This is a genomic window from Sphingopyxis sp. sgz302558, from assembly GCF_057220455.1.
In genome coordinates, this window is record NZ_JBXPUZ010000002.1 from 214,712 (window position 1) to 240,153 (window position 25,442).

A 25,442-nucleotide genomic window follows, 5' to 3' on the forward strand; every position below is an offset into this window, starting at 1 on the left:
CACCATGCCATTTAGCCTGTTCATCGATGGTGCAGCGGGCACGACGGGCCTCGAAATCGCCGAACGACTTGCGGGGCGCAGCGAGTTTGCGCTGCTGCATCTGGATGATATCGACCGCAAGGATGCGGCAAAACGCCGTGATGCGCTCAATGCCGCTGATTTCGTCATCCTATGCTTGCCGGACGATGCGGCGCGCGAGGCGGCGGCGATGGTATCAAATCCCACGACGCGGATCATTGATGCATCGAGCGCGCACCGTGTCGCAGCAGGCTGGACCTATGGCTTTCCGGAACTGTCGGCGGCGCAGCGCGAAGCGATTGCAAATGCGCCGAGGGTTTCCAACCCCGGCTGCTATCCCACCGGCTTTCTGGCGCTGGTCGCGCCACTCGTTGCAGCGGGACTGCTCGATAGTGCGGCGCCGCTCACTTGCAATGCTGTGTCGGGCTATTCGGGCGGGGGCAAGGCGTTGATCGCGCGGTTTCGGGCGGACCCTGCGCTCGGTTTTCGCAGCTATGCACTTGGGCTCGACCACAAACATTTGCCCGAGATGCAGGCTTATGCACAGCTGAGGCAGCCCCCGGTGTTTGCGCCTGCGGTGGTACCGGTTCTGCGCGGAATGATCGTGGAAATTCCGCTCGTTGCTGGCTTTGCTGATGCTGATGCCGTGCGCGCCTGCCTGATCGGCCATTATGCCGGGAGCGCGGTAATTGTCCAAGGTTCAGCTGAGGACGGCGAGCTATTGCTGCGCGACGATGTGCCCGGCTGGGACGGGCTGGAATGGTTCTTGTTTTGCGGCGCGGGCGGGCAGATGCGCCTTGCTGCACGCCTCGACAATCTGGGCAAGGGCGCCAGCGGGGCATGCGTGCAGAACCTAAACCTGATGGCCGGATTGCCGGAAACAGCTGGCCTTCGGCTTTAGTGCACGGTGTCGAGCGCGGCATCGATCGACAAATAGGTGATCAGCCTCTCAATCTGGCGCCAACGTGCGAAGTGGATGTGGTTGCCCAACAGCCGGAACTGCTCCGCGCGCGCAGCGGCGGCAAAGCTGGCTTCGTCGCCGTGCTGGGCGATTAACAGGGTGGCATCGGTGACCGCACTGCGATCGGTAATCATGGGTGTGTGCAGCATGTCTGGTCCTGTGCTGGCGGCAGAGCAGCCGCAATAGCTGACACGCGTCAAAGGGGTGTTCCCGAACAGGCTGAATAATCTGGTAAGCATGTTGCGCCGCTTCGCTGGTCCGCCCTTTTCATGGCGCGGTTGGCCGTGTAGATGACGGCCATGCGCAAATTCCTCAAATATACCGCCATCCTGCTCGCCGTGCTGATAGTTGCGGGAGGGGCGGGTTTTTATTTCCTGTCGCGGCCCGATGTGGCGCGATTTTCGACCGCCGAGTTATCGGGGCGGGTGCCGGTCATGGCGAGCGTGCGGCCGGAGAGTTTCCCCACGATCCGCGTTCCGGAGGTCGTAGGTTTTGCAGCGGGTGCCGCTCCACGCGCGGCGAAGGGACTGGCGGTGACACGCTTTGCTGAAGGGCTCGACAATCCGCGCACCGTGCTGCCGCTGCCCAATGGCGACGTGCTGGTCGCCGAAAGCCAAAGCCCGCCGCGCAAGGACGGGGGAATTGAGGGCGCGGTAATGAAGCGGTTGATGTCGCAGGCCGGGGCGGGTGGCGCTTCGGCGAACCGCATCACCTTGCTGCGCGATGCTGATGGCGACGGTAAGGCCGAGGTTAAGCGGCCCTATATCACCGGGCTCAATTCGCCCTATGGCATGGCGCTGGTCGGCGACACGCTGTACGTTGCCAACACGGACGCGCTGCTTGCTTTTCCTTATGTCGCGGGTGCTGACAGTATCACCGCGAAGCCGCGCAAGTTGGCCGAGCTGCCTGCGGCGGGGACCAATCGCCATTGGACCAAGAGCCTGATCGCTTCGCCCGACGGCCAGCGGCTGTATGTCGGCGTCGGCGCCGACAGCAATATAGCCGAAAAGGGCATGGCGCGCGAGGTGAAGCGCGCGGCAATTCTGGAGTTCACCATCGCCAATGGCAAGTCGCGCATTTATGGCGCGGGTCTTCGTAATCCGGTCGGCATGGGGTTCCACCCTGTTGAAGCGACGCTGTGGACCGTGGTCAACGAGCGCGACATGCTGGGCAGCGATCTGGTACCCGACTATCTGGCCGAGGTTGAGTTTGGCGATTTCTTTGGCTGGCCCTGGTATTATTGGGGCGGCTTCGTCGATGGCCGTGTCGCCCCCGATGCGGAGGATCGGCGGCAATATGTGAAGCGCCCCGACTATGGTTTGGGAGCGCATGTCGCCCCGTTGGGGATGAGCTTCGCACGCGGGCCGACGCTCGGCGAACGCTTTGCCAATGGTGCGTTCATTGCGCTGCACGGATCGTGGAACCGGGTACCGGTGTCAGGCTATAGCGTTGTGTTCGTGCCCTTTTCGGCCAACGGTAAGCCGGGTGACGCTTTGCCCATCACGGTGCTCGATGGCTTTGTGGGCAAGGGCGAGGAACAGGTGTTCGGCCGCCCCGCCGATGCCCAGGTTGCGGCCGATGGCTCGCTGATCGTTGCCGATGATGGCGCGGATATCATCTGGCGGGTGACGAAGGCGGGCTAACCCGCCGCCCGTCAAACCCGCATCGGCATCAGGACATAGAGCGCCGCGCTTTTTTCGCCTTCGCGGATCAATGTCGGGGCATTGGCATCGGCGAGGTGGAGTTCGACCAGGTCGCCATCGACCTGACCCAAAATATCGCCCAGATATTTCGCGTTGAAGCCGATTTCCATGCCATCGGCGCCATAGTCGCCCGCCAGTTCCTCGGCAGCAGTCCCGTTTTCGGGGCTGGTCACGGACAGGGTGACGCGGTCTTTGTCGAGCGTCATCTTGACCGCGCGGGTCTTTTCCGATGCGATGGTCGACACGCGGTCGACCGCCTGCGCAAAGCCCTTGGGATCGACCTTCAAGAGCTTGTCATTCGCGGTCGGGATCACGCGGCTGTAATCGGGGAAGGTGCCGTCGATCAGCTTTGACGTCAGGATCGCGTTGCCGACGGTGAAGCGGATCTTGGTCGGCGACAGGCTGATTTCGACATTGCCCTCGGCCTCGTCGAGCAGCTTGCGGATCTCGCCGACGCATTTGCGCGGGACGATGACATCGGGCATCGCGCTGGCACCCGCGGGCTGCGCCACGGTGACGCGCGCGAGGCGGTGGCCATCGGTCGCGGCGGCCTTGAGCACCGGGCCTGACGCATCCTCTGCGACGTGCAGGAAAATGCCATTCAGGTAATAGCGCGTTTCCTCGGTCGAAATCGCAAAGCGCGTCTTGTCGATAATCTGGATCAGCGTCGCCACCGGCAGCTCAAAGCTGGTCGGCAGGTCGCCCTCGGCAATTACCGGGAAATCGTCGCGCGGCAGGGTGGGCAGGTTGAAGTTGGAGCGTCCGGCCTTCACCTGCATCTTGCCTTCGGCGGCGTTCAGGCTGACTTCGCTGCCTTCGGGCAACTTGCGCGCAATTTCGAACAGGGTGTGCGCCGACACGGTGGTGGTGCCCGGCGTTTCGACCTTGGCGGCGATGGTTTCGACGACTTGCAGGTCAAGGTCGGTCGCCATCAGCCGCAGGCTGCCGTCGGGTGACGCCTCGATCAGCACGTTCGACAGGATGGGGATGGTGTTGCGGCGTTCGACCACCGACTGGACATGGCCCAGGCTTTTCAACAACACCGCCCGTTCGATGGTCGCTTTCATGTGACGCTTTTACCCTTTTGCTTTGTTCTGGCCCCTGTCCGGCGGCGGACGAAGCGATGCCCGCCGAGTCCGGCCCCGAGAAAGTTGTGACATTCCTTACCGCAGCATCGGCACAGCGCAACCCTTGCAATGCCGCGTGGTTGCGGGAAAGGAGGGGCATGGCCCGATTGCGCGTCCTTACCCTCACTATCGCCGCGCTGGTGGCCGCGCCCGCACTGGGACAAGGCGCGCGCACGGCGCTCGGCATTTTCGAAAGCTGGGGGGCGTTCCGCGATCCCAAGACGGCGCGCTGTTATGCCATCGCCGCGCCCGAGGCGAGCGCGGGGCGCGGACAGGTGCGCGGTTATGCCAGTGTTGGCTTCTGGCCCAAATCGCGGATCCGCCAGCAACTCTATATCCGCCTGACGCGCGAACGCGGCGCGGGCACCGAGCTGCGCCTGACCGTAGGCGAGCGGCGCTTTGTGCTGACCGGTAACGGCGTGCATGGCTGGGCGCAGGATGCGCGCATGGACGCGGCGATTGTCGCGGCAATGCGCGGCGGCACGACCATGGTCGCGGAGAGCCGCGATGCCGCAGGGAACCGCATCGCCGACCGCTACGCGCTGCACGGCGCGGCGACGGCGATTGATGCGGCGGCGCTGGGGTGCGTGGGAATGCGGTGAAGCCCCAAAGGTCACGAAGTTCACGCTACGTCCCCCCTTGGTTGCACCATCGCCGCCCCTCCGTCATCGCTGCGCGATGCCACCTCCCCATCGCAAGTCGATGGGGAGGATAAGGATGCACCATCGGCCTCTTCCTCCCCAATGACTTGCATTGGGGAGGTGGCGCGAAGCGACGGAGGGGCGGCGATGGTGCCGGGCAGAGGAACGGCAGAAAACTGCGCAACTTCACACACTATTGCAGGCGCCGTCGTGCGCCTAAAGCAACAAAAGATACCGTCGGCTTCAGCGAATCTGTATCCTTTGTCGCTTTTGTGAAGCTGCGGCGGGCGGGCAGATTGGGCGTGGAGGGCAGGGTGACGGCGCATCCGCCAATGCTGCGCAGATTCGGGGCGTGTAGGACAGCGAAAAATGGACTCACGCTAAGGCGCTAAGGCGCGAAGGGTTTTGCACGAGGTGATTGACTTTTCTGCGATGTGTATTATACACACAAAATGAAAAGCGCCGATCTGATCCGCGAACTGGAACGAGCGGGGTGGCGACTGGACCGGGTGCGTGGGTCACATCATATCTTTGTCCATCCCGAACGTGGGGGACATGTGACCGTGCCGCATCCGAAGAAGGATTTGGGTAAAGGCCTAATCGGCGCCATCCGCAAACAGGCCGGGCTGACAAAATGAAATTGGCGAGGTGATGATGCGCTATCCCATTGCAATCGAAATTGGCGACGAGGCCACGGCGTTCGGCATTGTCGTGCCTAACCTGCCCGGCTGTTTCTCGGCGGGCGATACGCTCGACGAGGCGATGGCGGGGGCGGAGGAGGCGGCTGCCGCGTGGATCGACGCGACGCTGGATGCGGGCGGCGCGGTGCCGCCGCCGTCGAGCCTAGAGGCGGTGCGTGCCAATCCCGATTTTGCGGGATGGAGCTTTGGGGTGATCACCATCGACCCCGCGCTGATGGATGATACGGTCGAACGGGTAAACATCACCCTGCCGCGCCGCGTGCTGATGCGGCTGGACGCGCTGGCGAAAGCGGCAGGGGAAAGCCGGTCGGGGTTTATCGCGCAATTGACGCTGGAAGAGCCGAAGCGGGCGGCGTGACTCGTCGGGTGATCTTAATTGGTATGCTGATAGCTGTCGGAGCAATCGGGCTCCGTATCGCGACAAAATCAGATCCGCCAGCAGAGCGTCTTCCGAGAGGCGTGGACACCGCATATGAACTGTCCATAACGCGATTTTCCCACGGCGAGGGGCTCACTTGTCCTCCGTTTCGCCTCGATATGAAATTTGACCGTGATCCTGACCTTGTCCGCACCGTATTCACTGCGGAACAAGGCGAAGACATTCAAGTCGTACAAACGCCGACAACCGTATTTGTTTTCTATAAATCATTGGTATTGCATGATTTTGGTGGTTGGGTTGAGGATGGTCGCGACGCTAAACCTCTGCTTTGCAATTCAGATATACCAGTATGCGCTGCCGAAATGCGGCGGTTGGCTGCAGCACGCCTGCAAGGACATCGGATTTGCGAGCCGGAGAAACGATGGTGACGTAAGCTTGAAGGCTAGCGGAGCCAGTCAGTGCCAAGCCCATTTACTTCACTTGCCCCCGCTTCCCATTTCCCCCCAACCCCCCTATATCGCCGCCCATCATGCAAATCCCCGGCCATATTGACCCTGTCCCCACCGGGACCGTGCCCGTCCGCGCTGACGGGCGCATCGATCTGGTGGGCCTTTCGCGCGATGCTATTCGCGCGGCGCTCGAGACGGCCGGGCTGGATGCCAAGGCGGCGAAGCTGCGCGCCAAGCAGATCTGGCACTGGATCTATCATCGCGGCGTCACCGACTTTGCGGCGATGACCGACATTGCCAAGGACATGCGGCCGTGGCTTGCGACACGCTTTGCCATTGGCCGCCCGCGTGTCGTGACCGCGCAATTGTCGGAGGATGGCACGCGCAAGTGGCTGCTCGCGACCGAGGACGACCAGGAATTTGAAATGGTGTTCATCCCCGATGCTGATCGGGGGACGCTGTGCGTGTCGAGCCAAGTGGGGTGCACGCTGAATTGTCGTTTCTGTCACACCGGCACGATGCGGCTGGTGCGCAACCTGACGCCCGGCGAAATTGTCGGGCAGGTGATGCTGGCGCGCGATGCGCTCGGCGAATGGCCCAAAGGGACGATGGCCAGCCACGCCGACGAGGCCGACGAGGATGACGAGGCGGGGCATTATACCGCCGACGGGCGCATGCTGACCAACATTGTGATGATGGGGATGGGCGAGCCGCTGTATAATTTTGACGGGGTCAAAGGTGCGCTGAAAATTGTGATGGACGGCGATGGCCTCGCCCTGTCGAAGCGGCGGATTACGCTGAGCACATCGGGCGTGGTGCCGATGATGGCGCGCGCGGGCGAGGAGATTGGCGTCAATCTGGCGGTGTCGCTGCACGCCGTGACCAAGGAAGTGCGCGACGAGATTGTGCCGATCAACCGCAAATATGGCATCGAGGAGCTGCTGCAGGCGTGCGCCGATTATCCCGGTGCGAACAATGCGCGGCGCATCACGTTCGAATATGTGATGCTGAAGGACAAGAATGACAGCGACGAGGATGCGCGCGAGCTGGTGCGGCTGATCAAGGCCTATAATCTGCCTGCCAAGGTCAATCTGATCCCGTTCAACCCCTGGCCGGGGTCGATTTACGAATGTTCGACGCCCGAACGCATCCGCGCGTTCAGCAATCTGATTTTCAAGGCAGGTATCAGCGCGCCGATCCGCACCCCGCGCGGGCGCGACATTATGGCGGCGTGCGGCCAGCTGAAATCCGCGGCGAAGAAAATGAGCCGGGCGGAGCTGGATAGGTTGGCCGAGGAAAAGCAGGAGGCTTTGGGTTGAGCGTTGAGCTTGCCCACGCACTTTATGTTTCTGCGCGAGCTCACGCTTTGTCTTCGGCGCTGCTGTTCGAAGCGGCCCACAATGCTGCCGTTCGGGACGGCATGGCTGACCCCAATCATTTTGCTTTCAATGGCACTTTCTCGCTCTCGACATTCTACCTGATCGGCTTGGGTTTGGAGTTGTATTTCAAATCGGCAATCTTGCTACTCGATCCGTCCACGGACAGAAAATTTGTGAGCAACGTAATTCGCCATGACCTTTCGGCTGGGTTGCAAGCCGCAAAGGATAGGGGTTTCAATAGCAAATCACCGAATCTGGATGAAATCGTTCGTCTAATTAGCGAACCATATCTCGAACACAACTTTAGGTATGAGCGTCCGGATCGCATGCCTCTCCCTGACATCAATCAAGTTATCGAAATGTTTGCAGTGTTGGACGATGAGTTTCGAGCAATGTTTGGTGATGACTGATTAGAATGTATCCTTTTTAGGCAACCGTTCCGCTACCAACGGCACTATCCCTTTGGCCATCACCGTCACGCCGTCGGCGGTCGGGTGGATGCCGTCGGGCAGCATCAATTTGGGCTGGTCGAGCACGCCTTCCAAAATGAAGGGATAAAGTGCGGCATCATAGCGTTTGGCCAGATCGGTAAAAATGCTGTTGAAAGCCTTGCCATAATCGGCACCCAGATTTGGGGCGGCGAGCATGCCGGTGAGCACGACCGGAATGTCGCGGCGTTTAAGTTCGTCCATCATTGCGGTCAGGTTGGCGCGCGTTTCGGCGGCGCCGATGCCGCGCAGCATGTCGTTGCCGCCAAGGCCAAGCACCACGAGCGCGGGCTTGGTCGGTGCATTATCGAGGACGAAAGCCAGGCGCGCGCGGCCCGCCGCGGTCGTGTCGCCCGAAACACCGGCGTTTTGCACGCGCGCCGGGCTGCCCGCCGCGACGAGCGCGGCCTGCAGTTGCGGGGCGAGCCCTTCGGTCGGGCCGAGCTGGTAACCGGCATAAAGGCTGTCGCCAAACGCAATCACCAGCGGCGCATCGGCGGGCACCGGCGCAACCGCCGCTGTGCTCGCGCGTTCTTTCGTCGATTCGGGCGGGGCCTCTGCCGAACCGCAGGCCGCCAATGCTTGGCAAAGGACGAGCGCCGCCCCATATCGCAGCCACGGGCGCGTTCGCGTCTGTTCCGTCATTTCGAAGGACTCTCCCTTTCGTGCACAAGCCAGTGAAGAACGCCATGGATATGGCGATTGCGGCGCAGAATGTCACCCTTACGCTGGGCAGCGATGATGCGCCGGTGGATATTTTGCGCGGCGTTGATTTGCATGTCACACCGGGGACGTCAGTGGCGCTGCTCGGCCCATCGGGGTCGGGGAAGTCGAGCCTGATGGCGGTGCTCGCCGGACTGGAGCGCGCGAGTGGCGGCGAGGTACGCGTCGCGGGCCTGGATTTCGGGACGATGAGCGAGGACGAGCTGGCGCGTGCGCGGCGCGGGCGGATTGGCATCGTGCTCCAAGCCTTTCACCTGCTGCCGACGATGACCGCGCTGGAAAATGTGGCGGTGCCGCTGGAACTGGCAGGACATCCCGCTGCTTTTGCGATGGCGAAAGAAGAATTGACCGCGGTGGGGCTGGGTCACCGGCTGCACCATTATCCCACGCAATTATCGGGCGGCGAGCAGCAGCGCGTGGCGATTGCGCGCGCGACCGCGCCCGGACCGCAGATTTTGTTTGCTGACGAGCCGACCGGCAACCTCGACGGGGCGACCGGGCATGCGATTATCGAGCTGTTGTTCCAGCGCCGCGCGGCGACAGGGGCGACATTGTTGATCATCACCCATGACCCAGAGTTGGCCGGGCTGTGCGACCGTATCGTCACCATGCGCGACGGGCTGGTGGTGGAGGGCGCGGCTTGAGCGCCGCCACGCCGCGCTGGTCAATGCTGTGGCGGATTGCGCGCCGCGACCTGGCGCCGCGCATCCGCGGGCTGCGGCTCCTGCTCGTCTGCCTGTTTCTGGGCGTGGCGACGCTGGCGGCGATTGGCAGTTTGACGGCGGGGATCACCGGCGAGCTGGAGCGGCGCGGACAGGTGATCCTGGGCGGCGACATTGAATTCGGGCTGGCGCAGCGCATGGCGAGCGATGTCGAGAAAGCGGCGATGGCGCGCGAAGGGCGCTTGTCGGAAACGGTGCGGATGCGCGCGATGGCGATTGCGCCGTCGGGCGACAGCTTGCTGGGTGAACTGAAAGCCGTTGATGGCGCCTATCCACTCTATGGCAAGGTGATGCTGGCGAGCGGTGCAGCGGCGGCAACGCCCGCGCCGGGGACAATCTGGATCGGTAGCGATCTGGCCAACCGGCTTGATCTTAAGCGCGGCGGGACGGTGCGCTTTGGCGAGCGCAGCTTTACTATTGCCGATGTGCTGGTCGAGGAACCCGACCGGCTGGGCGAAGGCTTTACGCTGGGGCCGGTGGCAATCATTGCCATGGGCGACTTGGCGTCGACCCAGCTGATCCAGCCGGGCAGCATGTTCGAGGCGAAGTACCGGTTGCGCACTGCGCCGACGGCCTCGCTTAATGCGGTGCGCGACAGGATTGAAACCGCGCAGCCCGATGCGGGGTGGGAAATTACCGACCGCTCAAACGGCGCGCCGGGGACGCGGCGCTTTATCGAGCGCATGGGCCAGTTTCTGGCGCTGGTCGGGCTTGCCGCGCTGGTGATCGCCGGGATTGGCGTGGGCAATGGCGTCGCCTCCTATCTGGCGGGCAAGCGGCAGGGGCTGGCAACGCTGAAGGTGCTGGGTGCCGACAGCGGCACAGTGATGCGCATTTATGGCATCCAGATTTTGGTGGTGGCGGCGCTGGGCATCGGCGCGGGGTTGATCGTTGGGTCACTGTTACCCCCAGTGATCGGCTGGATTGCGGGGCCGGTGCTGCCGGTGCAGCCGGGGTTCCGCCTCTATCCACTGCCGCTCGCCGTGGCGGCGGCCTATGGCTTGCTGATCGCGGCGGCGTTTGCGTTGCCGCCGCTCGCCGCGAGCCGGCGGGTGCCGGCAGCGGGCATGTATCGCAGCGGCGTGGAAGCCGCGCGGCGGCCCGAATGGCGGGTGCTGGTTGCGGTCGGCGCCGCGCTGGCGGCGGTGATTGCCTTGGCGGTTGGAACAGCACGCGAGCCGTTGTTTGCAGCGGGCTTTGTCGGCGCAACGGCAGGGTTGCTGCTGATCCTGACGCTGCTCGCACAGGGGATTGCGCGCGGGGCAGCAAAATTGCCGCGTCCCAAGGCACCGCTGCTGCGCCTGGCGCTTGCCAATCTGCACCGCCCGGGCAGCGCGACGGCGGCGCTGGTGGTGGCGCTGGGGCTGGGGCTGACCCTGTTCGTGACGCTCGCCGCGATTCAGACAAGCATCACGGCCGAAATTGCCAAAACGGTGCCCAAGCGGGCGCCGAGCTTTTTCGCGCTCGACATTCCGCGCGACCGCGAGGCGGAGTTTCGCGGCATCGTTGCCCGCGCTGCGCCGCAGGGCGAGATCAACGCCATCCCGTCGCTGCGCGGAACCGTCACCGAATTTCGCGGCCAGCGCGTCGCCGAGCTCGAGACTTTGCCTGAGGGCGCGTGGGTGCTGCGCGGCGACCGCGGGATTACTTACAGCGCGGCCAAGCCCGAAGGCAGCGTCGTGACCAAGGGCGCATGGTGGGCGGCGGACTATGCCGGGCCGCCGCTGGTGAGCGTCGAGGAAGAGGTGGCGGGGACGCTGGGCCTGGATATCGGCGACACGCTGTCGGTCAATGTGCTGGGGGTCGAGGTGCAGGCCAAGGTCGCCTCGCTACGCCGCGTTGAATGGGACAATTTCGGGCTGAACTATGTGCTCGTTTTCTCGCCGGGCAGCTTTGCCGCCGCGCCGCACAATATGGTCGCAACGCTCACCGTACCGCCCGCCGCTGAGGATGTGCTGGCACGCGAGCTTCCGCGCGCTTTCCCGTCGGCTTCGCTGATCGCGGTGCGCGATGTGATCGGGCAGGTAACGACGCTGTTGGGGCAAATGGGGCGCGCGATTGGCGCCGCGGCGAGCATCGCCATCTTGGCGGGGATCGCCGTGCTGATCGGCGCGATTGCCGCAAGCCGCGAACGCCGCATGTACGACAGCGTGATCCTGAAACTGCTCGGCGCCACGCGGCGCCAGATTTTGGCGGCGCAGGCGCTGGAATATGCGCTGCTGGCGATGGTGCTGGCGGCGCTGTCGCTGGGCGTGGGGCTGCTTGCCGCGCGCTATGTGGTGGTCGAGATCTTCGATTTTGCCTTTGCGCCCGATCCCCTGACGGTTGGCATAGCGCTGCTCGGCGGGGCGGGGCTGGCGTTTGTGATCGGCATGGTGGGGAGTTTGCCGTTATTGGCGGCAAGACCGGCAGCGGCGCTGCGGGGTCTCTAAAACGCCATCCCTTGAAGGGGAGGGCGTTAGAGGGCCTTGCGCCCATAGCGCTCCCGCAGCACCGCCCATGCCGCCCTCAGCCCCAGCGCGTCGCCGCCCTTGGCGCGCCCCGGTTTCGCCGTGGGCCGCCAAGCGAAGGTGTCGAAATGCGCCCATTGCCCTTTGGCGGGTGCGAACATTTTGAGGAACAGCGCCGCCGTCACTGACCCGGCAAAGGGCGAATTGCCGCTGTTGTTGATGTCGGCAATATCCGATTTCAGCATGTCGCCATAGGCATCCCACAGCGGCATACGCCACAACGGGTCGTCGATCGCCTTACCCGCCCCGAGCAGCGCGTCGGCCAGCGCATCGTCATTGGCGAACAGCGCAGGCAGATCGGGGCCGAGCGCGACGCGCGCCGCGCCGGTCAGCGTCGCGAAGTCGATGGTGAGTTCGGGCGATTCCTCCTCGGCCTTGGTCAGCGCGTCGGCAAGGACGAGGCGGCCTTCGGCGTCGGTATTGCCAATTTCGACGGTCAGCCCCTTGCGGCTTTTGATAATGTCGCCGGGGCGGAAGGCGTTGCCACTGATGGCGTTTTCGACCGCCGGAACAAGGCAATGGAGCCGGACCGGTAGCCCCGCCGCCATGATCAGTTCGGCGAGCGCCAGCGCATGCGCCGCGCCGCCCATATCCTTTTTCATCAACAGCATGCCCGCCGCCGGTTTGATGTCGAGCCCGCCGCTGTCGAAACATACGCCCTTGCCGACGATTGCGAGGCGCGGGTGGTCGTCTTTGCCCCAATGCAGTTCGATCAGGCGCGGCGCGTGGATTTTGTCAGCGGCGCGGCCGACGGCGTGGATGAGGGGGAAGCCCTCGGCAAGCGCGTCGCTCTTGGTCACGGTCAGTTTGGCGTGATGGGCTTTGGCGATGCGGGCGGCCTCGGACTCGAGCGCGGCCGGCCCCATGTCGGCGGCGGGCGTGTTGACCATGTCGCGCACCAGCATCACTGCGCGTGCTTCGGCCAGTACCGGCGCGATGGCGGCGACATCGCTGGTCAGCAGCACACGGTCCCCGCGGGGTTCCTTTTCAGCCTTGTAGCGGGTGAAGCGATATTGGCCGGTGACCCAGCCGAACAGCGCCTTCCCAGGATCGCCCTCGGCAAGGCGGTAGGTGCCTTCGGGGAGGCGTTCGGCAAGCGTGGCAAGACCCCAGCTGGTCAATGTGGTGCCATTGCCGAGGCCGCTGACGACCGCCCAATCATCGGGATTGTCGGCGGGCAGGATCGCATAGGCAAAGGCCGTGGGTTTATAGTTTGCGGCAGCAAGCGCCGCGCGCTCGCGCGGGGTGCGTGCTTTCAGCCAGTCGTCATATCCCGCCTCGCCGACGAGGTGGATGGTGCGCGCACTCTGGCCCTTGTCGGGCTGGATCAGGGTGGAATAATCGGTCATGGCGATGGTGTTAGGGCGGGGAGCGGCAGGGGTGAAGCGTTAAATCCTCTCTTCGTCATCCCGGACTTGCTCCGGGATAACAGACCGCCGTCGCGCGTCATCCCGGAGCAAGTCCGGGATGGCGAAGCGAGGGAGCGGTGCGTTATTCCGCCGCCTCGAGCTGCGCCTCGGCTTTGACCCCCGTCGCCTTGTTGAATTTCAGCACGCCATCGTCCACCGGCCCTTCGCGCATGATGACGCGGTCTTTCAGATAATCCTGATTGAGCCGCCACGGCGCCACGGTGCCGTTGCGCGGCTGGCTGGCAAGCGCGCGTTGGATATAGCCTGAGGAGAAATCGAAGGTGGGCTCTTCATCGATGCTGCCCGGCGCCAGCACCGGGTTGGCGATGTCGGCACCGACGCTGTCCATATGGTTGAGCAGGCGGCATATATAGGCCGAGACCACATCGGCCTTCAGCGTCCAGCTGGCATTCAAATAGCCGAACACCGCTGCGAGGTTGGGGATGTTCGAATACATGCAGCCTTTATAGAAGAAATGCTGGTTCCAAACGACGGGCTGACCATCGACGGTGAAAGCGACCTTGCCACCGGTGACGAGCTGCAGGCCGGTCGCAGTGATGATGACGTCGGCATCGAGATGCTTGCCTGATTTCAGTTGGATGCCGGTCGCGTCAAAGCGTTCGATATGGTCGGTGACGACGCTGGCCTTGCCGCTGGTAATGGCGATGCACAGGTCGTTGTCGGGGACGAGGCACAGCCGCTGTTCCCACGGATTATAGGGCGGGGTGAAGGCGACTGGATCATATTTGTCGCCCAGTTCGCGCTTCAATGTGTTGGTGAGTTTCTCGGCCACCTTGGCGGGCTTTTTGCGCGCCATTTTGAAGCCGAAGTTCTGCAGCCGCACATTTTTGAAGCGCGTGATGCGATAGGCCCATTCGTCGGGCATGATACGGCGCAGAAAATTGGCCATTTTGTCTTCGGCCGGGCGCAGGAACATCCAAGTCGGCGTGCGCTGGAGCATGGTAACATGCGCCGCCGCCTTGCCATCGGGGGCGAGCGCCATTGACGGGACGATGGTGACCGCGGTCGCGCCCGAGCCGATGACGACGACGCGTTTGCCGCTGTAATTATAATCCTTGGGCCAGAATTGCGGGTGGATGATGTCGCCCTTGAATTCTTCCCGCCCGGGAAAGCCCGGGTCATAACCCGCGTCATAATCATAATAGCCTGACCCCATATAGAGGAAGCGAGCGGTGGTGGTGGACTGCGTCCCGGCGCTGTCGGCCAGCGTGACCGTCCAGCGCGCGGTGCCGCTGTCCCAGTCGGCGGCGATGACCTTGCGGTTGAAGCTAATACGGTCGCGCAGACCGCGTTCGTCGACGATCTTGTTCAGATATTTGAGGATCGAGGGGCCATCGGCGATGGCCTTTTGCTCGCGCCAGGGTTCGAAGATGTAGCCAAGCGTATGCATGTCGCTGTCCGAGCGGATGCCGGGATAGCGGAACAGGTCCCAGGTGCCGCCCAGATTGGCGCGCTGTTCGACCAGCGCAAAGCTTTTCTGCGGGCAGTCGCGCTGCATATGCACCGCCATGCCTATCCCTGAAATGCCCGCGCCGACAATCAGCACGTCGACGTCCACTGCGGCGGCGGCGCTGCCGCGCGGCAGGCTGCCGGTTGCCATGTCCATCATCCGACTCCTCGTTTCCCTTGCGGCCGAAGATTACTGACAACGTTGCAAATAGCAACCGGTGTTGGGCCTAGGGCATAGGGACCGACGAGCGACGCCGTGATCGGCCAAAAGGGGCCCGCCCCTGCGGGGTTGCCGCTGGAGGTTCCCCGGACTGCGTCAGGCTGCTTGGACGGACATCCGGTCCGCCCAGCACAGCCTTTCTTGCCGAGGAACCTCCGGCGGCAATCATGACACCTCAATCCCATCAGGACAGACTCTAGCGCTGCGGCCGATAGACCACGTTGGCCGCACCAACCATCCGCACCGGCATGTAAAGGCCGTTGCCATAGGCAGTGATCTGGCCGGTTGCGATGCGGTCGATGCGGGTGCGGATATAGAAGGCTCCTTCCTGCCGCTCTTCGGTGGCGCGGCGGATCTTGCCTTCCAATTCCGTAAGGTCCTTGGTCAGATTCTGGGTCAACGCCTCGGCAATTATCGGTGCAAAGCTGTCGCGCTGCGCGATGGATAGCAGCAGGTCGCCGGTAATCGCATCGGTATCGCCGCTGACCTGCACGTCGCCGAAGCGCACCACCGCCGATCCCGCTTCGGTGAGCGGTTTGGCGGTCAGCCAAACCCTGCCGCGCGTTGGCTCGCCGCTGCGGGCGCGAGCGCAGGCGGAAAGATCGATGCCCACCGCAACCCGATTACCGGGCGTGCCATAAGCGGTGACCTTGTCGAACGTCACATCAACTGCACCAATGGCGGGCAGGTCGAACGGACGCGCCGAGCGCTTGACCAGCGCGCGCAAGATGATGGGCTCAAGCTGGGCGTAGTCGGCGATCACCGGCACGCGCACGTCGAACTGCGGTACCGGCTGTTCACGCACCAGATCGGGCAACGGGGTGGGCGCGGTTGGTTCGGGCCGGCCCGATACGAAGGTTTCGCTGACCGCCTCAACCCCTAGGTTGAGGGTGATCCGCTGGTTGCGGATGGAATAGCCGCCATAAAGGATGCGCTGCGGCGTCAAACGCAACCACACCGGGGGATTTTCGCGGTTGAGCGACAGGACGGTGAAGGCCTGCCGCCATATGTCACCCGCCTGCGCGCGGATGTTGAGGCCGCTGATTTCGGCGCTGACCTGGCGTTCGATGTTGCGCACCACCGGCGCAAGCGCGCGGTCGGCTTCGTCGGTGAAAGTCACGCGGCGGCCCAGAAAATCGATGCCCGGCGCCTTGGTCCAGCCATAGCTGATGCGCGCAGTGCCGCTGGTGCGCCAGTCGGGGGTCAGGTCGATGCGCACGCGCGCGCGCACCATAGCAGCGGCGGTTGCGGTTTCGCCCTCGAACACCCGGTCAGCATCGCGCGCCTTGACGGTGGCGGTTAGCGGCATGTCGATCACGATGTCGCGTCCCTCGCCGCGCAGCCGCAGCGGGCCGCGCGTCACCTGGCCGACGATGGTGCAGGCAATCGGCGGGGTGACGTTCACCCGTTCACCAAAAACCTTGACCGCTTGTGGCTTCACGCAGGCGCGCTCGCGCCGGTTGATGGTCCATAAGGTGCGCGGCACCGATCGTTCCAGTGCGCGTTTTAGCGGCGCGATATCGGCAGCGATGGGAACGGCGATCAGCGATGTTTGCGATGGATTGGGCGCCTTGTCGGTGGCGCGCGGCGGGGCCGGCGTGTCGGCTTGCTGCCGGGTACATGCGGCGACCAGCAGGACGCCCGCCAGTGCCGCCTTCAGGATCGCTGCCTTACGCAAAAGCCTTTTCCCCCTGGTGGGCTGGGTAGCAGCAAGGCGCGTTGGCGGAAAGCGGTCAAGGCGCGATTTTCGGGCAATTTTTCAGCGCCGTCTGGACCAGTTGCAGTTCGGATCGGTCGGGGCCGCCGATTTGCAGCTGGCCGCCGACGATGGGCCTGCTGACGAGCAGTTCGGAAATGACGCGCCCTGCGCCGCGAAGGGCCAGGGCATGGCCCACTTGCCCGCTGGTCAGCTGCGCCAGTTCTGCGGCCTTGGCTGGGTCAAGTGTGATGATCAGAAACTCATCAGCGGTGTATAAATCGACCATCAGGTCGGACCGCACGGGGCCAACCCCGCACAGCGGCATGGTGCCAAACCACACCCCTCCGCGCATCGGGGCAAGGGTGCCGCCGAGCTTGGCCGTCAGCGCGGCGAGGTGCAATTCAGCGGCGGAAGCGAGCACTGCCGCGCCGCCGCTGCGGTCACAGTCTCCGCTTGGCGCTGCCACCGGCAACATCGAGAGCGCCTCTGGTCCCCATACGCCATTGGCCTCGCGGCGCAGGGCGATCATCCGGCGGTCCAGCCCTGCAAGGCGCTGCAGCGTCATGACGCCGCCATTGCCAACGCAGCCCGAGACCGAGGCGAGCGCGGCCTCTGCATCGGCGAAGGCGGCAAGCAGATCGGCCGGCATTGATGCGGGGATCGACGGCACTGGGGGTGCGGCCGGGGGCACTGCTGGCTGTGCCGTTTGCACTGCCAATATCGCGAGAAAATGACCAAACATGCGCCGCCAACTAGCGCAAAGGGTTTAAGCACCCCTCAACGCGGGCACGCCGAACAGATCATGTTCATCTGCATCCTCGATACAGACATCGATGATATCGCCAGGCTGTAGCGCTGCCGCGACATCGCGCAGATAGACATGGCCGTCGATTTCGGGCGCATCGGCCTGTGAGCGGCCCGTCGCGCCGATGCTGCCGTCGTCATCGGCTTCACCCACTTCGTCGACGATGACGGGCAAAGTGCGGCCGATCTTGGCGGCGAGCTTGGCGGCGCTGATCGCGGCGGTTTTGGCCATGATGCGCTGGTAGCGTTCTTCCTTCACTTCCTCGGGCACCGGATCGGGCAGGGCATTGGCCTGCGCGCCCGCAACGGGCTCGAAGCGGAAGGCACCGACGCGGTCGAGCTGCGCTTCGTCGAGCCAATCGAGCAGATATTGAAAATCATCCTCGGTCTCGCCGGGAAAACCGACCACGAAGCTGGAGCGCACCGCAATGTCCGGCGCGATGGCACGCCAGTTTTTGAGCCGCTCGAGCACCTTGGCCTCGTTCGCCGGGCGCTTCATGGCTTTGAGCACTTTGGGGCTGGCGTGCTGGAACGGGATGTCGAGATAGGGGGTGAGCAGCCCTTCGGCCATCAGCGGGATGACCGCGTCGACATGCGGATAGGGATAGACATAGTGGAGCCGCACCCAGGGCGCGCGGCCCTCGCTGGTGCGCAGCTGGCCAAGCTCGCGCGCAAGGTCGGTCATATGCGCGCGGACTGTGCGGTCCTTCCATTGGCGTTCGTCGTGCCGTGTATCGACGCCATACGCGGATGTATCCTGGCTGATGACCAGCAATTCCTTCGTCCCTGCCGCGACCAGCTTCTCGGCCTCGCGAAGCACGGCGTCGATGCGGCGGCTGACCAGTTTGCCGCGCAAATCAGGGATAATGCAAAAGGCGCAGCTGTGGTTGCAGCCTTCGGAAATCTTCAAATAGCTGTAATGACGCGGGGTGAGTTTGAGGCCGCCCTCATCAAGGCCGGGGACAAGATCGACGAACGGCCCCTGCGTCGGCGGTGCCGCGTCGTGCACCGCGCTCACCACATCTTCATATTGGTGCGCGCCGGTTATGGCGAGAACGCCGGGGAAGCGCGCGCGGATGACGTCGGCTTCCTTGCCCATGCAGCCGGTGACGATCACGCGGCCATTCTCCGCCATCGCCTCGCCGATGGCTTCGAGACTTTCTTCCTTGGCGCTGTCGAGGAAGCCGCAGGTGTTGACCAGCACGACATCGGCGCCGGCATAGTCTGCGCTCATGGCATAGCCATCGGCGCGGAGTTTGGTGAGGATACGCTCGCTGTCGACCAGCGCCTTGGGACAGCCGAGCGAGACCATGCCGACTTTCGGCTGGGCGGGAAGGGTGGTGACGGACATGATGCGCGGGCGCATAGGCGAAAAGCAGTGGATTGTCACGCGGCGCGCGCGGGCGCATGCTGCACAAGCCGATTTCGGCCAGGGAGAGCTGAAGCATGTTCTGGGATAACTGGCTGACGATCATCGCCGCTGCGGCGGTGGGCTTTTTCGTGGGCGGGCTGTGGTATGGGCCGATCATGGGCAAGGCGTGGATGGCCGAGCATGGCTTTACCGAGGAGGAACTGGCCAAGGGCAATATGGTCCGGATTTACGGCACCACCTTTGTGCTCAGCCTGATCTCGGCCTTTTTCCTTGGGCACCTGCTAGCCCATTTTGATCCAAAGCCGGTGCAGACGATGATGATTTCAACCGGCATCGCGCTGGGCTTCATCATCCCCGCCCTTGGTACCAATTACCTGTTCAGCCGGGCGAGCTTGAAGCTGTTCCTGATCGATGCGGGCTATTGGCTGCTGTTCTACGCGGCGATGGGCGGGGTTTTTGTGGTGCTGGGCTAATCCGCCTCGCAGCCTTCGCAGCGGATGACTTCGACGACCGTGTCGCCCGCCTGCAGGCACTGTGCCTCGGGTTCCCAGAAGCCAAAGGGTTTCCCGCCGCGATAGATGCGCATGCCGCGGCCGCCGCTGGTCAGTTGGTCGAGGCTTTTGCCGATCTCGTCAGCGCGGACGGGCCTTTCGTTCAATTGCACCTTGCCGGTGACCGAAGCGAGGTCGGCCATATAATCGGCGATATGTGCGCCTTCGGCCGAGCCCGCCAGCAGCAGGCCCGTGAAGCTGACCGGGTTGATGACATTGTTGGCGCCGGCCTGGCGCGCGAGCAGTTCATTGTCCTGCTGGCGGATGACGACGCTGATCGGCACCTGCGGGGCGAGGTGGCGGACGGTGAGGACAATGAGGATGCTGGCATCATCGCGGCCCGCCGACACCAGCACCGCGCGGGCCGAGGCAATGCGCACATCCACCAATGTTTCGTCAATCGTCGCGTCGCCCTGCAGCACGCTGCAACCCATTTCTTCCGCCACCGCGATGCGCGCGGCGCTGGGTTCGATCACGACGATACAACCGGGGTCGGTGCCGCGCGCGATCAATTCCTTGACGGCCTCGGCGCCGCTGACGCCAAAGCCAAGGACGACGATGTGGTCGGTAAGCTGTTCCTGAATGCGGGCCATGCGCCATTTTTCCCATGAGCGTTTGATGACGAAGCTGTAAGCCGTGCCGACGAAAATGAAGATGACGGCGACGCGGATCGGCGTGACAATAACCGCTTCGATCAGCCGCGACCGGTCTGTTACTGGTACAATATCGCCAAAGCCGGTGGTCGTCACCGAAATCATCGTGAAATAGACGACATCGAGGAAGCTGACATGGCCGTCGAGCTGATCCTTGAGCCCGGCGCGGTCGAGCCAGTGGATCAGAATGACAAACCCAATCAGCGCCAGCGCGAGACCGAGCCGCCCCGACACGTCCGCCCATACCGGCACTTTGTTGGCGCGGCGCAGTGGCTGGAACGGGCGGGGATGGCGGACGGGCATTGCCCTGCTGTTAGAACAAGGTGCGCAGCGATGCCAGCGAGGTGTCGTGGGTTAAGTCGAGTTGTAGCGGCGTGACCGAGATGTAACCGTCGGCAATGGCTTCAAGGTCGGTATCGTGACCCGGCGTTTGTTCGATGCCGTGCAATCCAAACCAGAAGTAGCGGTAGCCGCGCGGGTCAGTGCCCTCGACAATGCTGCCGCGCGAATAATCGTGAAAACCCTGGCGGCAGACGCGGATGCCCTGCACCGCTTCGGGCGCCAACGCGGGGAAATTGATGTTGATGACGGTGCGCGGCGCTTGCTCCATCGCGACCAGCGGGGCGAGCACGCGCGGCCCCCAGTCTTCGGCGGCGGCGAAGGGGACGGTGTCTCCCATGCCCTCGCGCGCGTAAACCTGGCTCAGCGCAATCGACTTGATGCCCGCGAGCGCGCCTTCGATGGCCGCCGAAACGGTGCCTGAATAGGTCACATCATCGCCGAGGTTCGCGCCGCGATTGACACCCGAGAGGATGAGGTCGGGCTTGGCGGGCATCAGCTTGCCGATGGCCATCATGACGGCATCGGTGGGCGTGCCCGATACCGACCAGCGGCGCTCGCTGTGCTGGCGCACACGCACCGGGCGCGACAGGGTCAGGCTGTGCCCAGCACCCGATTGCTCCTCGGCCGGGGCGCAGACCCAGATGTCGTCGGACAGGGTGCGCGCGATGCGTTCGAGGATTTCGAGGCCGGGGGCGTGGTAACCGTCGTCGTTGGTGAGGAGGATGCGCATTATTTCGGGGGCTCCAATCGGGACACCCCGCCCATATAGGGCAGCAAGGCATCGGGCACCGTGACACTGCCATCGGCCTGCTGATAGTTTTCGATGATGGCAACCAGCGTGCGGCCTACCGCAAGCCCCGAGCCGTTCAGCGTGTGCACAAAGCGCGTGCCCTTTTCGCCTTCGGGCCGGTAGCGCGCATCCATCCGACGCGCCTGGTAATCGCCGCAGTTGGAACAGCTCGAAATTTCGCGGTAGGCATTTTGGCCGGGCAGCCAGACTTCAAGGTCATAGGTTTTGCGTGCGGTCGCGCCCATGTCGCCCGTGCACAGCAGCATCTTGCGATAAGGCAAGTTCAGCCCTTGGAGGATGGCTTCGGCGCAGGCGACCATGCGTTCATGTTCGGCGGCGCTGGCGTCGGGCGTGGTGATGGAGACCAGCTCAACTTTCTCAAACTGGTGCTGGCGAATGAGGCCGCGCGTGTCGCGCCCCGCCGCGCCGGCCTCAGACCGGAAACAGGGGGTGAGCGCGGTCAGGCGCAAGGGCAGCGCGGCGGCGTCCAGAATCTGATCGCGCGCGCTGTTGGTCAGCGACACTTCGGACGTGGGGATGAGCCAGCGGCCATCGGTGGTTTGGAAGCTGTCCTCGCCGAATTTGGGCAGCTGGCCGGTACCGAACATCGCCTCTTCGCGCACCATGAAGGGCGTGGCGCATTCCGTATAGCCGTGCGCGCCCGTTTGCACGTCGAGCATATATTGGCCAAGCGCGCGGTTGAGGCGGGCCATCGCGCCGCGCAAGAAAGTGAAACGCGCACCCGACAGCTTGGCCCCGGTTTCAAAGTCCATGCCCAGCGCGGGGCCGATGTCGGCGTGCTCGCGCGGCGTGAAATCGAAATCGCGTGGCGTGCCCCAGCGGGTCAGCTCGATATTGTCTTTTTCGTCCGCACCCTCAGGCACATCGTCGGCAGGCAGGTTTGGCAGCGCTGCCATGCTGTCGATCAGCGCCGCACGCGCGTCGCGTTCGGCGGCCTCGAGCGCGACCATGCGGTCTTTGATGTCGGCGACCTCGGCCTTCATGGCTTCGGCTGCGGCCTTGTCGCCCTTGGCCATCGCCGCGCCGATGCCCTTTGACACTTCGTTACGCCGCGCCTGCGCGCCTTGGAGATCGGTGGTAAGTTCGCGCAGCAGGCTGTCCATCGCGACGATGGTGTCGGCCACGGCGGCATGGCCGCGGCGGGCGAGGGCGGCGTCGAAAGCGGCTGGATTGTCGCGGATCAGGCGGATGTCGTGCATGGCAGCGGCCTATGACGTGCGCGCCCGTATGGCGCAAGCGGTGCCCACAAAAAATGGGCCGGGGAAGGTCGCGCCCCCGGCCCATTTCCTTGGCCAGCGGGAGTTGCCCTCCCGTCCGTCCAGTGGATTGCTTTATTCGGCGTCGCGGGTGATCGCGGCTCCGTCTTTCATTGCGAGGCGGCGGCGCGCCACAAGCGCGACAGCGGCAGCCCCGAACAGCAGCATCATTGGCGGCGCAGGGACCTCCGTTGGCGGCGGCGGCGGCGGCGGCGGTGGCGGCGGCGGTGGCGGCGGCGGTGGCGGCGGCGGAGGAGGTGGAGGCAGTTCTCCGCCAGATGAAGACGATGACGAAGACGACGATGAGCTGGATGACGATGACGACGACGATGACGAGGAGGACGAACTCGACGAACTGGATGACGTGGAGCTGCTGACATTGCCCGACGAGGTGCTTACGCCGCCGGTTGATGTCGATACACCGCCCGTTGAGGTGGACACGCCGCCCGTTGACGTCGAAACGCCCCCGGTGGAAGTGGAAACGCCTCCGGTCGACGTGGTCGACGTCGAGCTTATCCCGCCTGTCGAGGTTGATACGCCGCCCGAGGTTGAGCTGCTGGTCGAGCTGACACCGCCCGTCGTCGAGCTGATGCCACCCGATGAGGTCGAGGTCGATCCACCCGACGTTGACGTTGAGCCGCCGGAGGTGGAGGTCGATACGCCGCCGGTGGTGGTGGACGTCGAGGTGACGACCACGCTGCCGCCGCTGCTGCCCGAGCTGCCGCCGAAGAAACCGCCGAAAAAGCCGCCGCCGAAGCCGCCACCGAAGCCGCCGCCAATAACCGTCACGCCGCTGCCGCCGGAGCTGCCGCCGTCCCAGCGGCCCTGTGGGAAGGGGGCATATGGGATAGGGGGCAGCGGGATCGTCTGGGTGGTGACGGTGGTGCCGCCTTGCGTCACGACGCGGCGCGTAGTGACGACGCGTTTGACGCGCTTCACCCGCTTCGGCGTGTAGGCCGCGTGGCGCGTGCGATATTTCTTACCCGGCTTGGCCTTTTGCACATGGGCAGCGGCGGGCACGTCGCTGACATGCATTGCACCGCCACCGACCAGCGCACCACCGCAAGTGCAGGCGCACAGTTTCGCAAGGGCCATTCGAACGGACATCGATTCTCTCTTCCTGTTGCGCGCCGCCGCAGGTGATGCCGACGGGCCGCTGCCAACAGGACGGAGAGATGCGGAAGGGGCAATCGCGTTAACCTTGATTGCCTGTCCCGAAACCGGCCCGCCCGCGCCAAATCAACCCACGCGCCGATTTCTGTGTCGTTATGGAACGGATTTGCCGGAGTTTTGCGCCAAATGGTTAATTTGTCGCCATCGCGCAGCCCGCCTTGTGCGGCCCGATTGCCCTCGCTATAGGCGCGGCACCCCAGCGGTCCGGCGCGGCTTTGCGCCGGAAGAATGCGGAAAGGATGCCGGACTCGTCATGCCGTCCAATCTAGGCGATTTAGGTGCCGATGCGCTGACCGAAGCGCGCAATGCCATCCAGTCCGATTACCTGCCGAGCGATGACGAGCCGTTCATGAACGAGCGGCAGCAGGAATATTTCCGCGGTCTGCTCAACGCCTGGAAAAAGTCGATTCTGTCGGAGAGCGAGTCGACGCTGGCCCATTTGCAGGACGGTCCGCTGCGCGAGCCGGACCTCGCCGACCGCGCCTCGAGCGAAACCGACTGGGCGATCGAATTGCGCACCCGCGACCGGCAGCGCAAGCTGATCGCCAAAATCGATGCCGCGCTGCGCCGCATCGACGAGGGCGAATATGGCTATTGCGTCGTGACCGGCGAGCCGATCAGCCTGGCCCGGCTGCAGGCGCGGCCGATCGCGACGATGACGCTGGAGGCGCAGGAGCGTCACGAGCGCAACGAGCGCATCTCGCGCGACGATTGACCCTGCGTCTTGCACCGGCGGGTGCCCGAATTAACGATTGCAAATCCGCGCGTCCCGAAGTGGGAAGCCCATTTTGCAGGGCTTGACCGGCAGCTGAGCCAGCGCGATGGGCTGGCGATTATGGAACAGTACCACAAGCCCGATACGACCAAGAACCGCCTTGCCGAAGATATTCTCGGCTTTGGGGAAATGAGCGCGCGCGGTGCCGACCGCGATAGCCTGTTTATGTTGAGCGACATCAGCGTGGCGGGCTGGCCAGCGCCGGTTTCGGCGCGGGTTCGCAACCTATCTGCTGGCGGCATGCTGGTCGAATTGCCGCAACAGATTGCCCAAGGATTGGTGGTTCGGGCGACATTGCCCAACATTGGTGAAGTGGCCGGCCGCTGCGTCTGGTCAGGTGAAGGACGCTATGGTCTGGCGTTCGATCATGCGATTGATCCGAAAGCAGTGCGGCGGCGCAGCACCGCCAATCACGAATTGCCGCCAACATTGTTGGGCCAGCCGCGCCGCACCCCGAAGATTCGCCCGACATTGCGCCCGATCTAGGCCGGGCGCACGCCCAGGCGCGTCAATGCGCCTGCGTGAGTTCCTCTTTTACGCGCAGTTTCCGCTTTTTGAGTGTCGCGAGCAGGCTGCCGTCAGGTGCCGGACGCCGTTCTTCGGCGTGGATGCGGGCATCCAGTTCGGCATGGCGCGATTTCAGGGTTTCCACATGGGCTGAAGCCATTGGCGTATCTCCTTCGCTACGACTCGAGACAAGAGGGGGAATAAATCATGCCTGCGAAGAATTGTCGTGCGATGAATCACGATTTCGGACGAAGCGCCCTAGGGGCGGGACGCATGTAATGGGTGCTGACCTTGGGTTGCGGACGGGCCGTGCCCATGCCAAGGATGCGCGGTGACCAAGGACGAGATTCAACAGCGGCTAGAGCTGGTGCGCATCGAGCACCGCGACCTGGACCACGCCATTGCCGCGCTGGCGGAATCGCCGATCCCCGATCAATTGCAACTTGCCCGGTTCAAGAAACGCAAGCTGCGCCTGCGCGATGAAATTGCCTGGCTGGAAGACAAATTGATTCCCGACATTATCGCTTGACCTGCTGGCAAGCCGCTGGTTCTGACCCGAACAGGCACAGGTTTTGCGGCATATGGTTAGCGCGGTTGCG

Annotated in this window: 27 protein-coding genes; 15 read left to right on the forward strand and 12 right to left on the reverse strand. The window is 63.9% G+C overall.

Translation table 11 applies throughout. The features are described from left to right. The first annotated feature begins 4 nt into the window (after positions 1 to 4). Positions 5 to 919 (forward strand): N-acetyl-gamma-glutamyl-phosphate reductase, encoded by a 915-nt coding sequence (argC, locus tag AC2TC0_RS06325; RefSeq protein WP_484716672.1) that lies wholly within the window; start codon positions 5 to 7, stop codon positions 917 to 919. Here the strand turns inward: argC and AC2TC0_RS06330 are convergent. Next, positions 916 to 1,128, reverse strand: coding sequence for a hypothetical protein (locus tag AC2TC0_RS06330; protein ID WP_484716673.1), 213 nt, complete (start codon positions 1,126 to 1,128; stop codon positions 916 to 918). The two genes, argC and AC2TC0_RS06330, sit on opposite strands and share 4 nt — an antisense overlap. 150 nt (positions 1,129 to 1,278) lie before the next feature. On the opposite strand from AC2TC0_RS06330, the gene AC2TC0_RS06335 reads away from it, so the two are divergent. Beyond that, positions 1,279 to 2,622: a PQQ-dependent sugar dehydrogenase gene (locus tag AC2TC0_RS06335; RefSeq protein ID WP_484716674.1), complete on the forward strand. Its 1,344-nt coding sequence runs from the start codon at positions 1,279 to 1,281 to the stop codon at positions 2,620 to 2,622. Between the two features lie 11 nt (positions 2,623 to 2,633). Here the strand turns inward: AC2TC0_RS06335 and dnaN are convergent, their stop codons facing one another. Then, a complete protein-coding gene (gene dnaN / locus AC2TC0_RS06340) occupies positions 2,634 to 3,749 on the reverse strand; it encodes a DNA polymerase III subunit beta (RefSeq protein WP_484716675.1) in 1,116 nt (371 codons plus the stop codon). Between the two features lie 158 nt (positions 3,750 to 3,907). Between dnaN and AC2TC0_RS06345 the strand changes: the two genes are divergently transcribed. From AC2TC0_RS06345 to AC2TC0_RS06370, 6 genes are all read left to right on the forward strand, one after another. Continuing rightward, entirely contained in the window at positions 3,908 to 4,411 is a 504-nt protein-coding gene (locus tag AC2TC0_RS06345) for an invasion associated locus B family protein (protein ID WP_484716676.1), read from the forward strand. Between the two features lie 491 nt (positions 4,412 to 4,902). Further along, positions 4,903 to 5,088 (forward strand): type II toxin-antitoxin system HicA family toxin, encoded by a 186-nt coding sequence (locus AC2TC0_RS06350; RefSeq protein ID WP_484716677.1) that lies wholly within the window; start codon positions 4,903 to 4,905, stop codon positions 5,086 to 5,088. Between the two features lie 13 nt (positions 5,089 to 5,101). Continuing rightward, positions 5,102 to 5,509 (forward strand): type II toxin-antitoxin system HicB family antitoxin, encoded by a 408-nt coding sequence (locus AC2TC0_RS06355; RefSeq protein WP_484716678.1) that lies wholly within the window; start codon positions 5,102 to 5,104, stop codon positions 5,507 to 5,509. A 179-nt stretch (positions 5,510 to 5,688) separates the two neighbouring features. After that, positions 5,689 to 5,958, forward strand: coding sequence for a hypothetical protein (locus AC2TC0_RS06360; protein WP_484716679.1), 270 nt, complete (start codon positions 5,689 to 5,691; stop codon positions 5,956 to 5,958). A 101-nt stretch (positions 5,959 to 6,059) separates the two neighbouring features. Then, a complete protein-coding gene (gene rlmN / locus AC2TC0_RS06365) occupies positions 6,060 to 7,298 on the forward strand; it encodes a dual-specificity RNA methyltransferase RlmN (protein WP_484716680.1) in 1,239 nt (412 codons plus the stop codon). After that, complete coding sequence (locus AC2TC0_RS06370) at positions 7,295 to 7,768, forward strand: hypothetical protein (RefSeq protein WP_484716681.1); 474 nt, start codon at positions 7,295 to 7,297, stop codon at positions 7,766 to 7,768. The genes rlmN and AC2TC0_RS06370 overlap by 4 nt, the downstream gene beginning before the upstream one ends. Here AC2TC0_RS06370 and AC2TC0_RS06375 read toward each other — a convergent pair whose 3' ends face one another. Next, positions 7,769 to 8,491, reverse strand: a complete 723-nt coding sequence (locus tag AC2TC0_RS06375; RefSeq protein ID WP_484716682.1) for an arylesterase — start codon at positions 8,489 to 8,491, stop codon at positions 7,769 to 7,771. Between the two features lie 50 nt (positions 8,492 to 8,541). On the opposite strand from AC2TC0_RS06375, the gene AC2TC0_RS06380 reads away from it, so the two are divergent. Continuing rightward, a complete protein-coding gene (locus tag AC2TC0_RS06380) occupies positions 8,542 to 9,213 on the forward strand; it encodes an ABC transporter ATP-binding protein (protein WP_484717464.1) in 672 nt (223 codons plus the stop codon). A 23-nt stretch (positions 9,214 to 9,236) separates the two neighbouring features. Beyond that, positions 9,237 to 11,723, forward strand: coding sequence for an ABC transporter permease (locus tag AC2TC0_RS06385; protein ID WP_484717465.1), 2,487 nt, complete (start codon positions 9,237 to 9,239; stop codon positions 11,721 to 11,723). Between the two features lie 26 nt (positions 11,724 to 11,749). Here AC2TC0_RS06385 and AC2TC0_RS06390 read toward each other — a convergent pair whose 3' ends face one another. From AC2TC0_RS06390 to rimO, 5 genes are all read right to left on the reverse strand, one after another. Beyond that, positions 11,750 to 13,150, reverse strand: a complete 1,401-nt coding sequence (locus AC2TC0_RS06390) for a leucyl aminopeptidase family protein (protein ID WP_484716683.1) — start codon at positions 13,148 to 13,150, stop codon at positions 11,750 to 11,752. A 142-nt stretch (positions 13,151 to 13,292) separates the two neighbouring features. Then, positions 13,293 to 14,831 carry a flavin-containing monooxygenase gene (locus AC2TC0_RS06395; RefSeq protein WP_484717466.1) on the reverse strand — a complete coding sequence of 513 codons (1,539 nt, stop codon included), beginning with the start codon at positions 14,829 to 14,831 and terminating at the stop codon, positions 13,293 to 13,295. Between the two features lie 265 nt (positions 14,832 to 15,096). Beyond that, positions 15,097 to 16,578 carry a DUF4403 family protein gene (locus tag AC2TC0_RS06400; protein ID WP_484716684.1) on the reverse strand — a complete coding sequence of 494 codons (1,482 nt, stop codon included), beginning with the start codon at positions 16,576 to 16,578 and terminating at the stop codon, positions 15,097 to 15,099. A gap of 55 nt (positions 16,579 to 16,633) precedes the next feature. Beyond that, positions 16,634 to 17,341, reverse strand: coding sequence for a hypothetical protein (locus AC2TC0_RS06405; protein ID WP_484716685.1), 708 nt, complete (start codon positions 17,339 to 17,341; stop codon positions 16,634 to 16,636). A gap of 24 nt (positions 17,342 to 17,365) precedes the next feature. Continuing rightward, positions 17,366 to 18,754, reverse strand: coding sequence for a 30S ribosomal protein S12 methylthiotransferase RimO (gene rimO, locus AC2TC0_RS06410; protein ID WP_484716686.1), 1,389 nt, complete (start codon positions 18,752 to 18,754; stop codon positions 17,366 to 17,368). Positions 18,755 to 18,849: 95 nt separating this feature from the next. Between rimO and AC2TC0_RS06415 the strand changes: the two genes are divergently transcribed. Then, the gene (locus AC2TC0_RS06415) at positions 18,850 to 19,248 is read left to right on the forward strand and encodes a DUF1761 domain-containing protein (RefSeq protein ID WP_484716687.1); all 399 of its coding nucleotides are present in this window, start codon (positions 18,850 to 18,852) and stop codon (positions 19,246 to 19,248) included. On the opposite strand, the gene AC2TC0_RS06420 is transcribed toward AC2TC0_RS06415, so the two are convergent. From AC2TC0_RS06420 to serS, 3 genes are read right to left on the reverse strand one after another with little or no spacing between them, the layout of a single operon-like run. Then, complete coding sequence (locus AC2TC0_RS06420; protein ID WP_484716688.1) at positions 19,245 to 20,282, reverse strand: potassium channel family protein; 1,038 nt, start codon at positions 20,280 to 20,282, stop codon at positions 19,245 to 19,247. The genes AC2TC0_RS06415 and AC2TC0_RS06420 overlap by 4 nt on opposite strands. 10 nt (positions 20,283 to 20,292) lie before the next feature. Continuing rightward, a complete protein-coding gene (gene surE / locus AC2TC0_RS06425; RefSeq protein ID WP_484716689.1) occupies positions 20,293 to 21,051 on the reverse strand; it encodes a 5'/3'-nucleotidase SurE in 759 nt (252 codons plus the stop codon). Next, positions 21,051 to 22,331, reverse strand: a complete 1,281-nt coding sequence (gene serS / locus AC2TC0_RS06430; RefSeq protein ID WP_484716690.1) for a serine--tRNA ligase — start codon at positions 22,329 to 22,331, stop codon at positions 21,051 to 21,053. Before serS ends, surE begins: the two co-directional genes overlap by 1 nt. Here serS and AC2TC0_RS06435 point away from each other — a divergent pair. From AC2TC0_RS06435 to AC2TC0_RS06445, 3 genes are all read left to right on the forward strand, one after another. Beyond that, positions 22,330 to 23,343 (forward strand): hypothetical protein, encoded by a 1,014-nt coding sequence (locus AC2TC0_RS06435; protein WP_484716691.1) that lies wholly within the window; start codon positions 22,330 to 22,332, stop codon positions 23,341 to 23,343. The two genes, serS and AC2TC0_RS06435, sit on opposite strands and share 2 nt — an antisense overlap. 471 nt (positions 23,344 to 23,814) lie before the next feature. After that, entirely contained in the window at positions 23,815 to 24,276 is a 462-nt protein-coding gene (dksA, locus tag AC2TC0_RS06440) for an RNA polymerase-binding protein DksA (RefSeq protein WP_484716692.1), read from the forward strand. A 21-nt stretch (positions 24,277 to 24,297) separates the two neighbouring features. Beyond that, on the forward strand, positions 24,298 to 24,822 hold the full coding sequence (locus tag AC2TC0_RS06445) for a PilZ domain-containing protein (protein ID WP_484716693.1): 525 nt from the start codon (positions 24,298 to 24,300) through the stop codon (positions 24,820 to 24,822). Between the two features lie 22 nt (positions 24,823 to 24,844). On the opposite strand, the gene AC2TC0_RS06450 is transcribed toward AC2TC0_RS06445, so the two are convergent. Continuing rightward, a complete protein-coding gene (locus AC2TC0_RS06450) occupies positions 24,845 to 25,003 on the reverse strand; it encodes a YdcH family protein (protein ID WP_484716694.1) in 159 nt (52 codons plus the stop codon). A 171-nt stretch (positions 25,004 to 25,174) separates the two neighbouring features. On the opposite strand from AC2TC0_RS06450, the gene AC2TC0_RS06455 reads away from it, so the two are divergent. Beyond that, positions 25,175 to 25,372 carry a YdcH family protein gene (locus tag AC2TC0_RS06455; protein ID WP_484716695.1) on the forward strand — a complete coding sequence of 66 codons (198 nt, stop codon included), beginning with the start codon at positions 25,175 to 25,177 and terminating at the stop codon, positions 25,370 to 25,372. The last annotated feature ends 70 nt before the right edge of the window (positions 25,373 to 25,442 follow it).

Bases quoted from the DNA above. Each gene is read 5' to 3' on its own strand.
- argC (WP_484716672.1), top strand. From the start codon at position 5: ATGCCATTTAGCCTGTTCATCGATGGTGCAGCGGGCACGACGGGCCTC.
- AC2TC0_RS06330 (WP_484716673.1), bottom strand. From the start codon at position 1,128: ATGCTGCACACACCCATGATTACCGATCGCAGTGCGGTCACCGATGCC.
- AC2TC0_RS06335 (WP_484716674.1), top strand. From the start codon at position 1,279: ATGCGCAAATTCCTCAAATATACCGCCATCCTGCTCGCCGTGCTGATA.
- dnaN (WP_484716675.1), bottom strand. From the start codon at position 3,749: ATGAAAGCGACCATCGAACGGGCGGTGTTGTTGAAAAGCCTGGGCCAT.
- AC2TC0_RS06345 (WP_484716676.1), top strand. From the start codon at position 3,908: ATGGCCCGATTGCGCGTCCTTACCCTCACTATCGCCGCGCTGGTGGCC.
- AC2TC0_RS06350 (WP_484716677.1), top strand. From the start codon at position 4,903: ATGAAAAGCGCCGATCTGATCCGCGAACTGGAACGAGCGGGGTGGCGA.
- AC2TC0_RS06355 (WP_484716678.1), top strand. From the start codon at position 5,102: ATGATGCGCTATCCCATTGCAATCGAAATTGGCGACGAGGCCACGGCG.
- AC2TC0_RS06360 (WP_484716679.1), top strand. From the start codon at position 5,689: ATGAAATTTGACCGTGATCCTGACCTTGTCCGCACCGTATTCACTGCG.
- rlmN (WP_484716680.1), top strand. From the start codon at position 6,060: ATGCAAATCCCCGGCCATATTGACCCTGTCCCCACCGGGACCGTGCCC.
- AC2TC0_RS06375 (WP_484716682.1), bottom strand. From the start codon at position 8,491: ATGACGGAACAGACGCGAACGCGCCCGTGGCTGCGATATGGGGCGGCG.
- AC2TC0_RS06380 (WP_484717464.1), top strand. From the start codon at position 8,542: ATGGCGATTGCGGCGCAGAATGTCACCCTTACGCTGGGCAGCGATGAT.
- AC2TC0_RS06385 (WP_484717465.1), top strand. From the start codon at position 9,237: ATGCTGTGGCGGATTGCGCGCCGCGACCTGGCGCCGCGCATCCGCGGG.
- AC2TC0_RS06390 (WP_484716683.1), bottom strand. From the start codon at position 13,150: ATGACCGATTATTCCACCCTGATCCAGCCCGACAAGGGCCAGAGTGCG.
- AC2TC0_RS06395 (WP_484717466.1), bottom strand. From the start codon at position 14,831: ATGGCAACCGGCAGCCTGCCGCGCGGCAGCGCCGCCGCCGCAGTGGAC.
- AC2TC0_RS06405 (WP_484716685.1), bottom strand. From the start codon at position 17,341: ATGTTTGGTCATTTTCTCGCGATATTGGCAGTGCAAACGGCACAGCCA.
- rimO (WP_484716686.1), bottom strand. From the start codon at position 18,754: ATGTCCGTCACCACCCTTCCCGCCCAGCCGAAAGTCGGCATGGTCTCG.
- AC2TC0_RS06415 (WP_484716687.1), top strand. From the start codon at position 18,850: ATGTTCTGGGATAACTGGCTGACGATCATCGCCGCTGCGGCGGTGGGC.
- AC2TC0_RS06420 (WP_484716688.1), bottom strand. From the start codon at position 20,282: ATGCCCGTCCGCCATCCCCGCCCGTTCCAGCCACTGCGCCGCGCCAAC.
- surE (WP_484716689.1), bottom strand. From the start codon at position 21,051: ATGCGCATCCTCCTCACCAACGACGACGGTTACCACGCCCCCGGCCTC.
- AC2TC0_RS06435 (WP_484716691.1), top strand. From the start codon at position 22,330: ATGGCAGCGGCCTATGACGTGCGCGCCCGTATGGCGCAAGCGGTGCCC.
- serS (WP_484716690.1), bottom strand. From the start codon at position 22,331: ATGCACGACATCCGCCTGATCCGCGACAATCCAGCCGCTTTCGACGCC.
- dksA (WP_484716692.1), top strand. From the start codon at position 23,815: ATGCCGTCCAATCTAGGCGATTTAGGTGCCGATGCGCTGACCGAAGCG.
- AC2TC0_RS06450 (WP_484716694.1), bottom strand. From the start codon at position 25,003: ATGGCTTCAGCCCATGTGGAAACCCTGAAATCGCGCCATGCCGAACTG.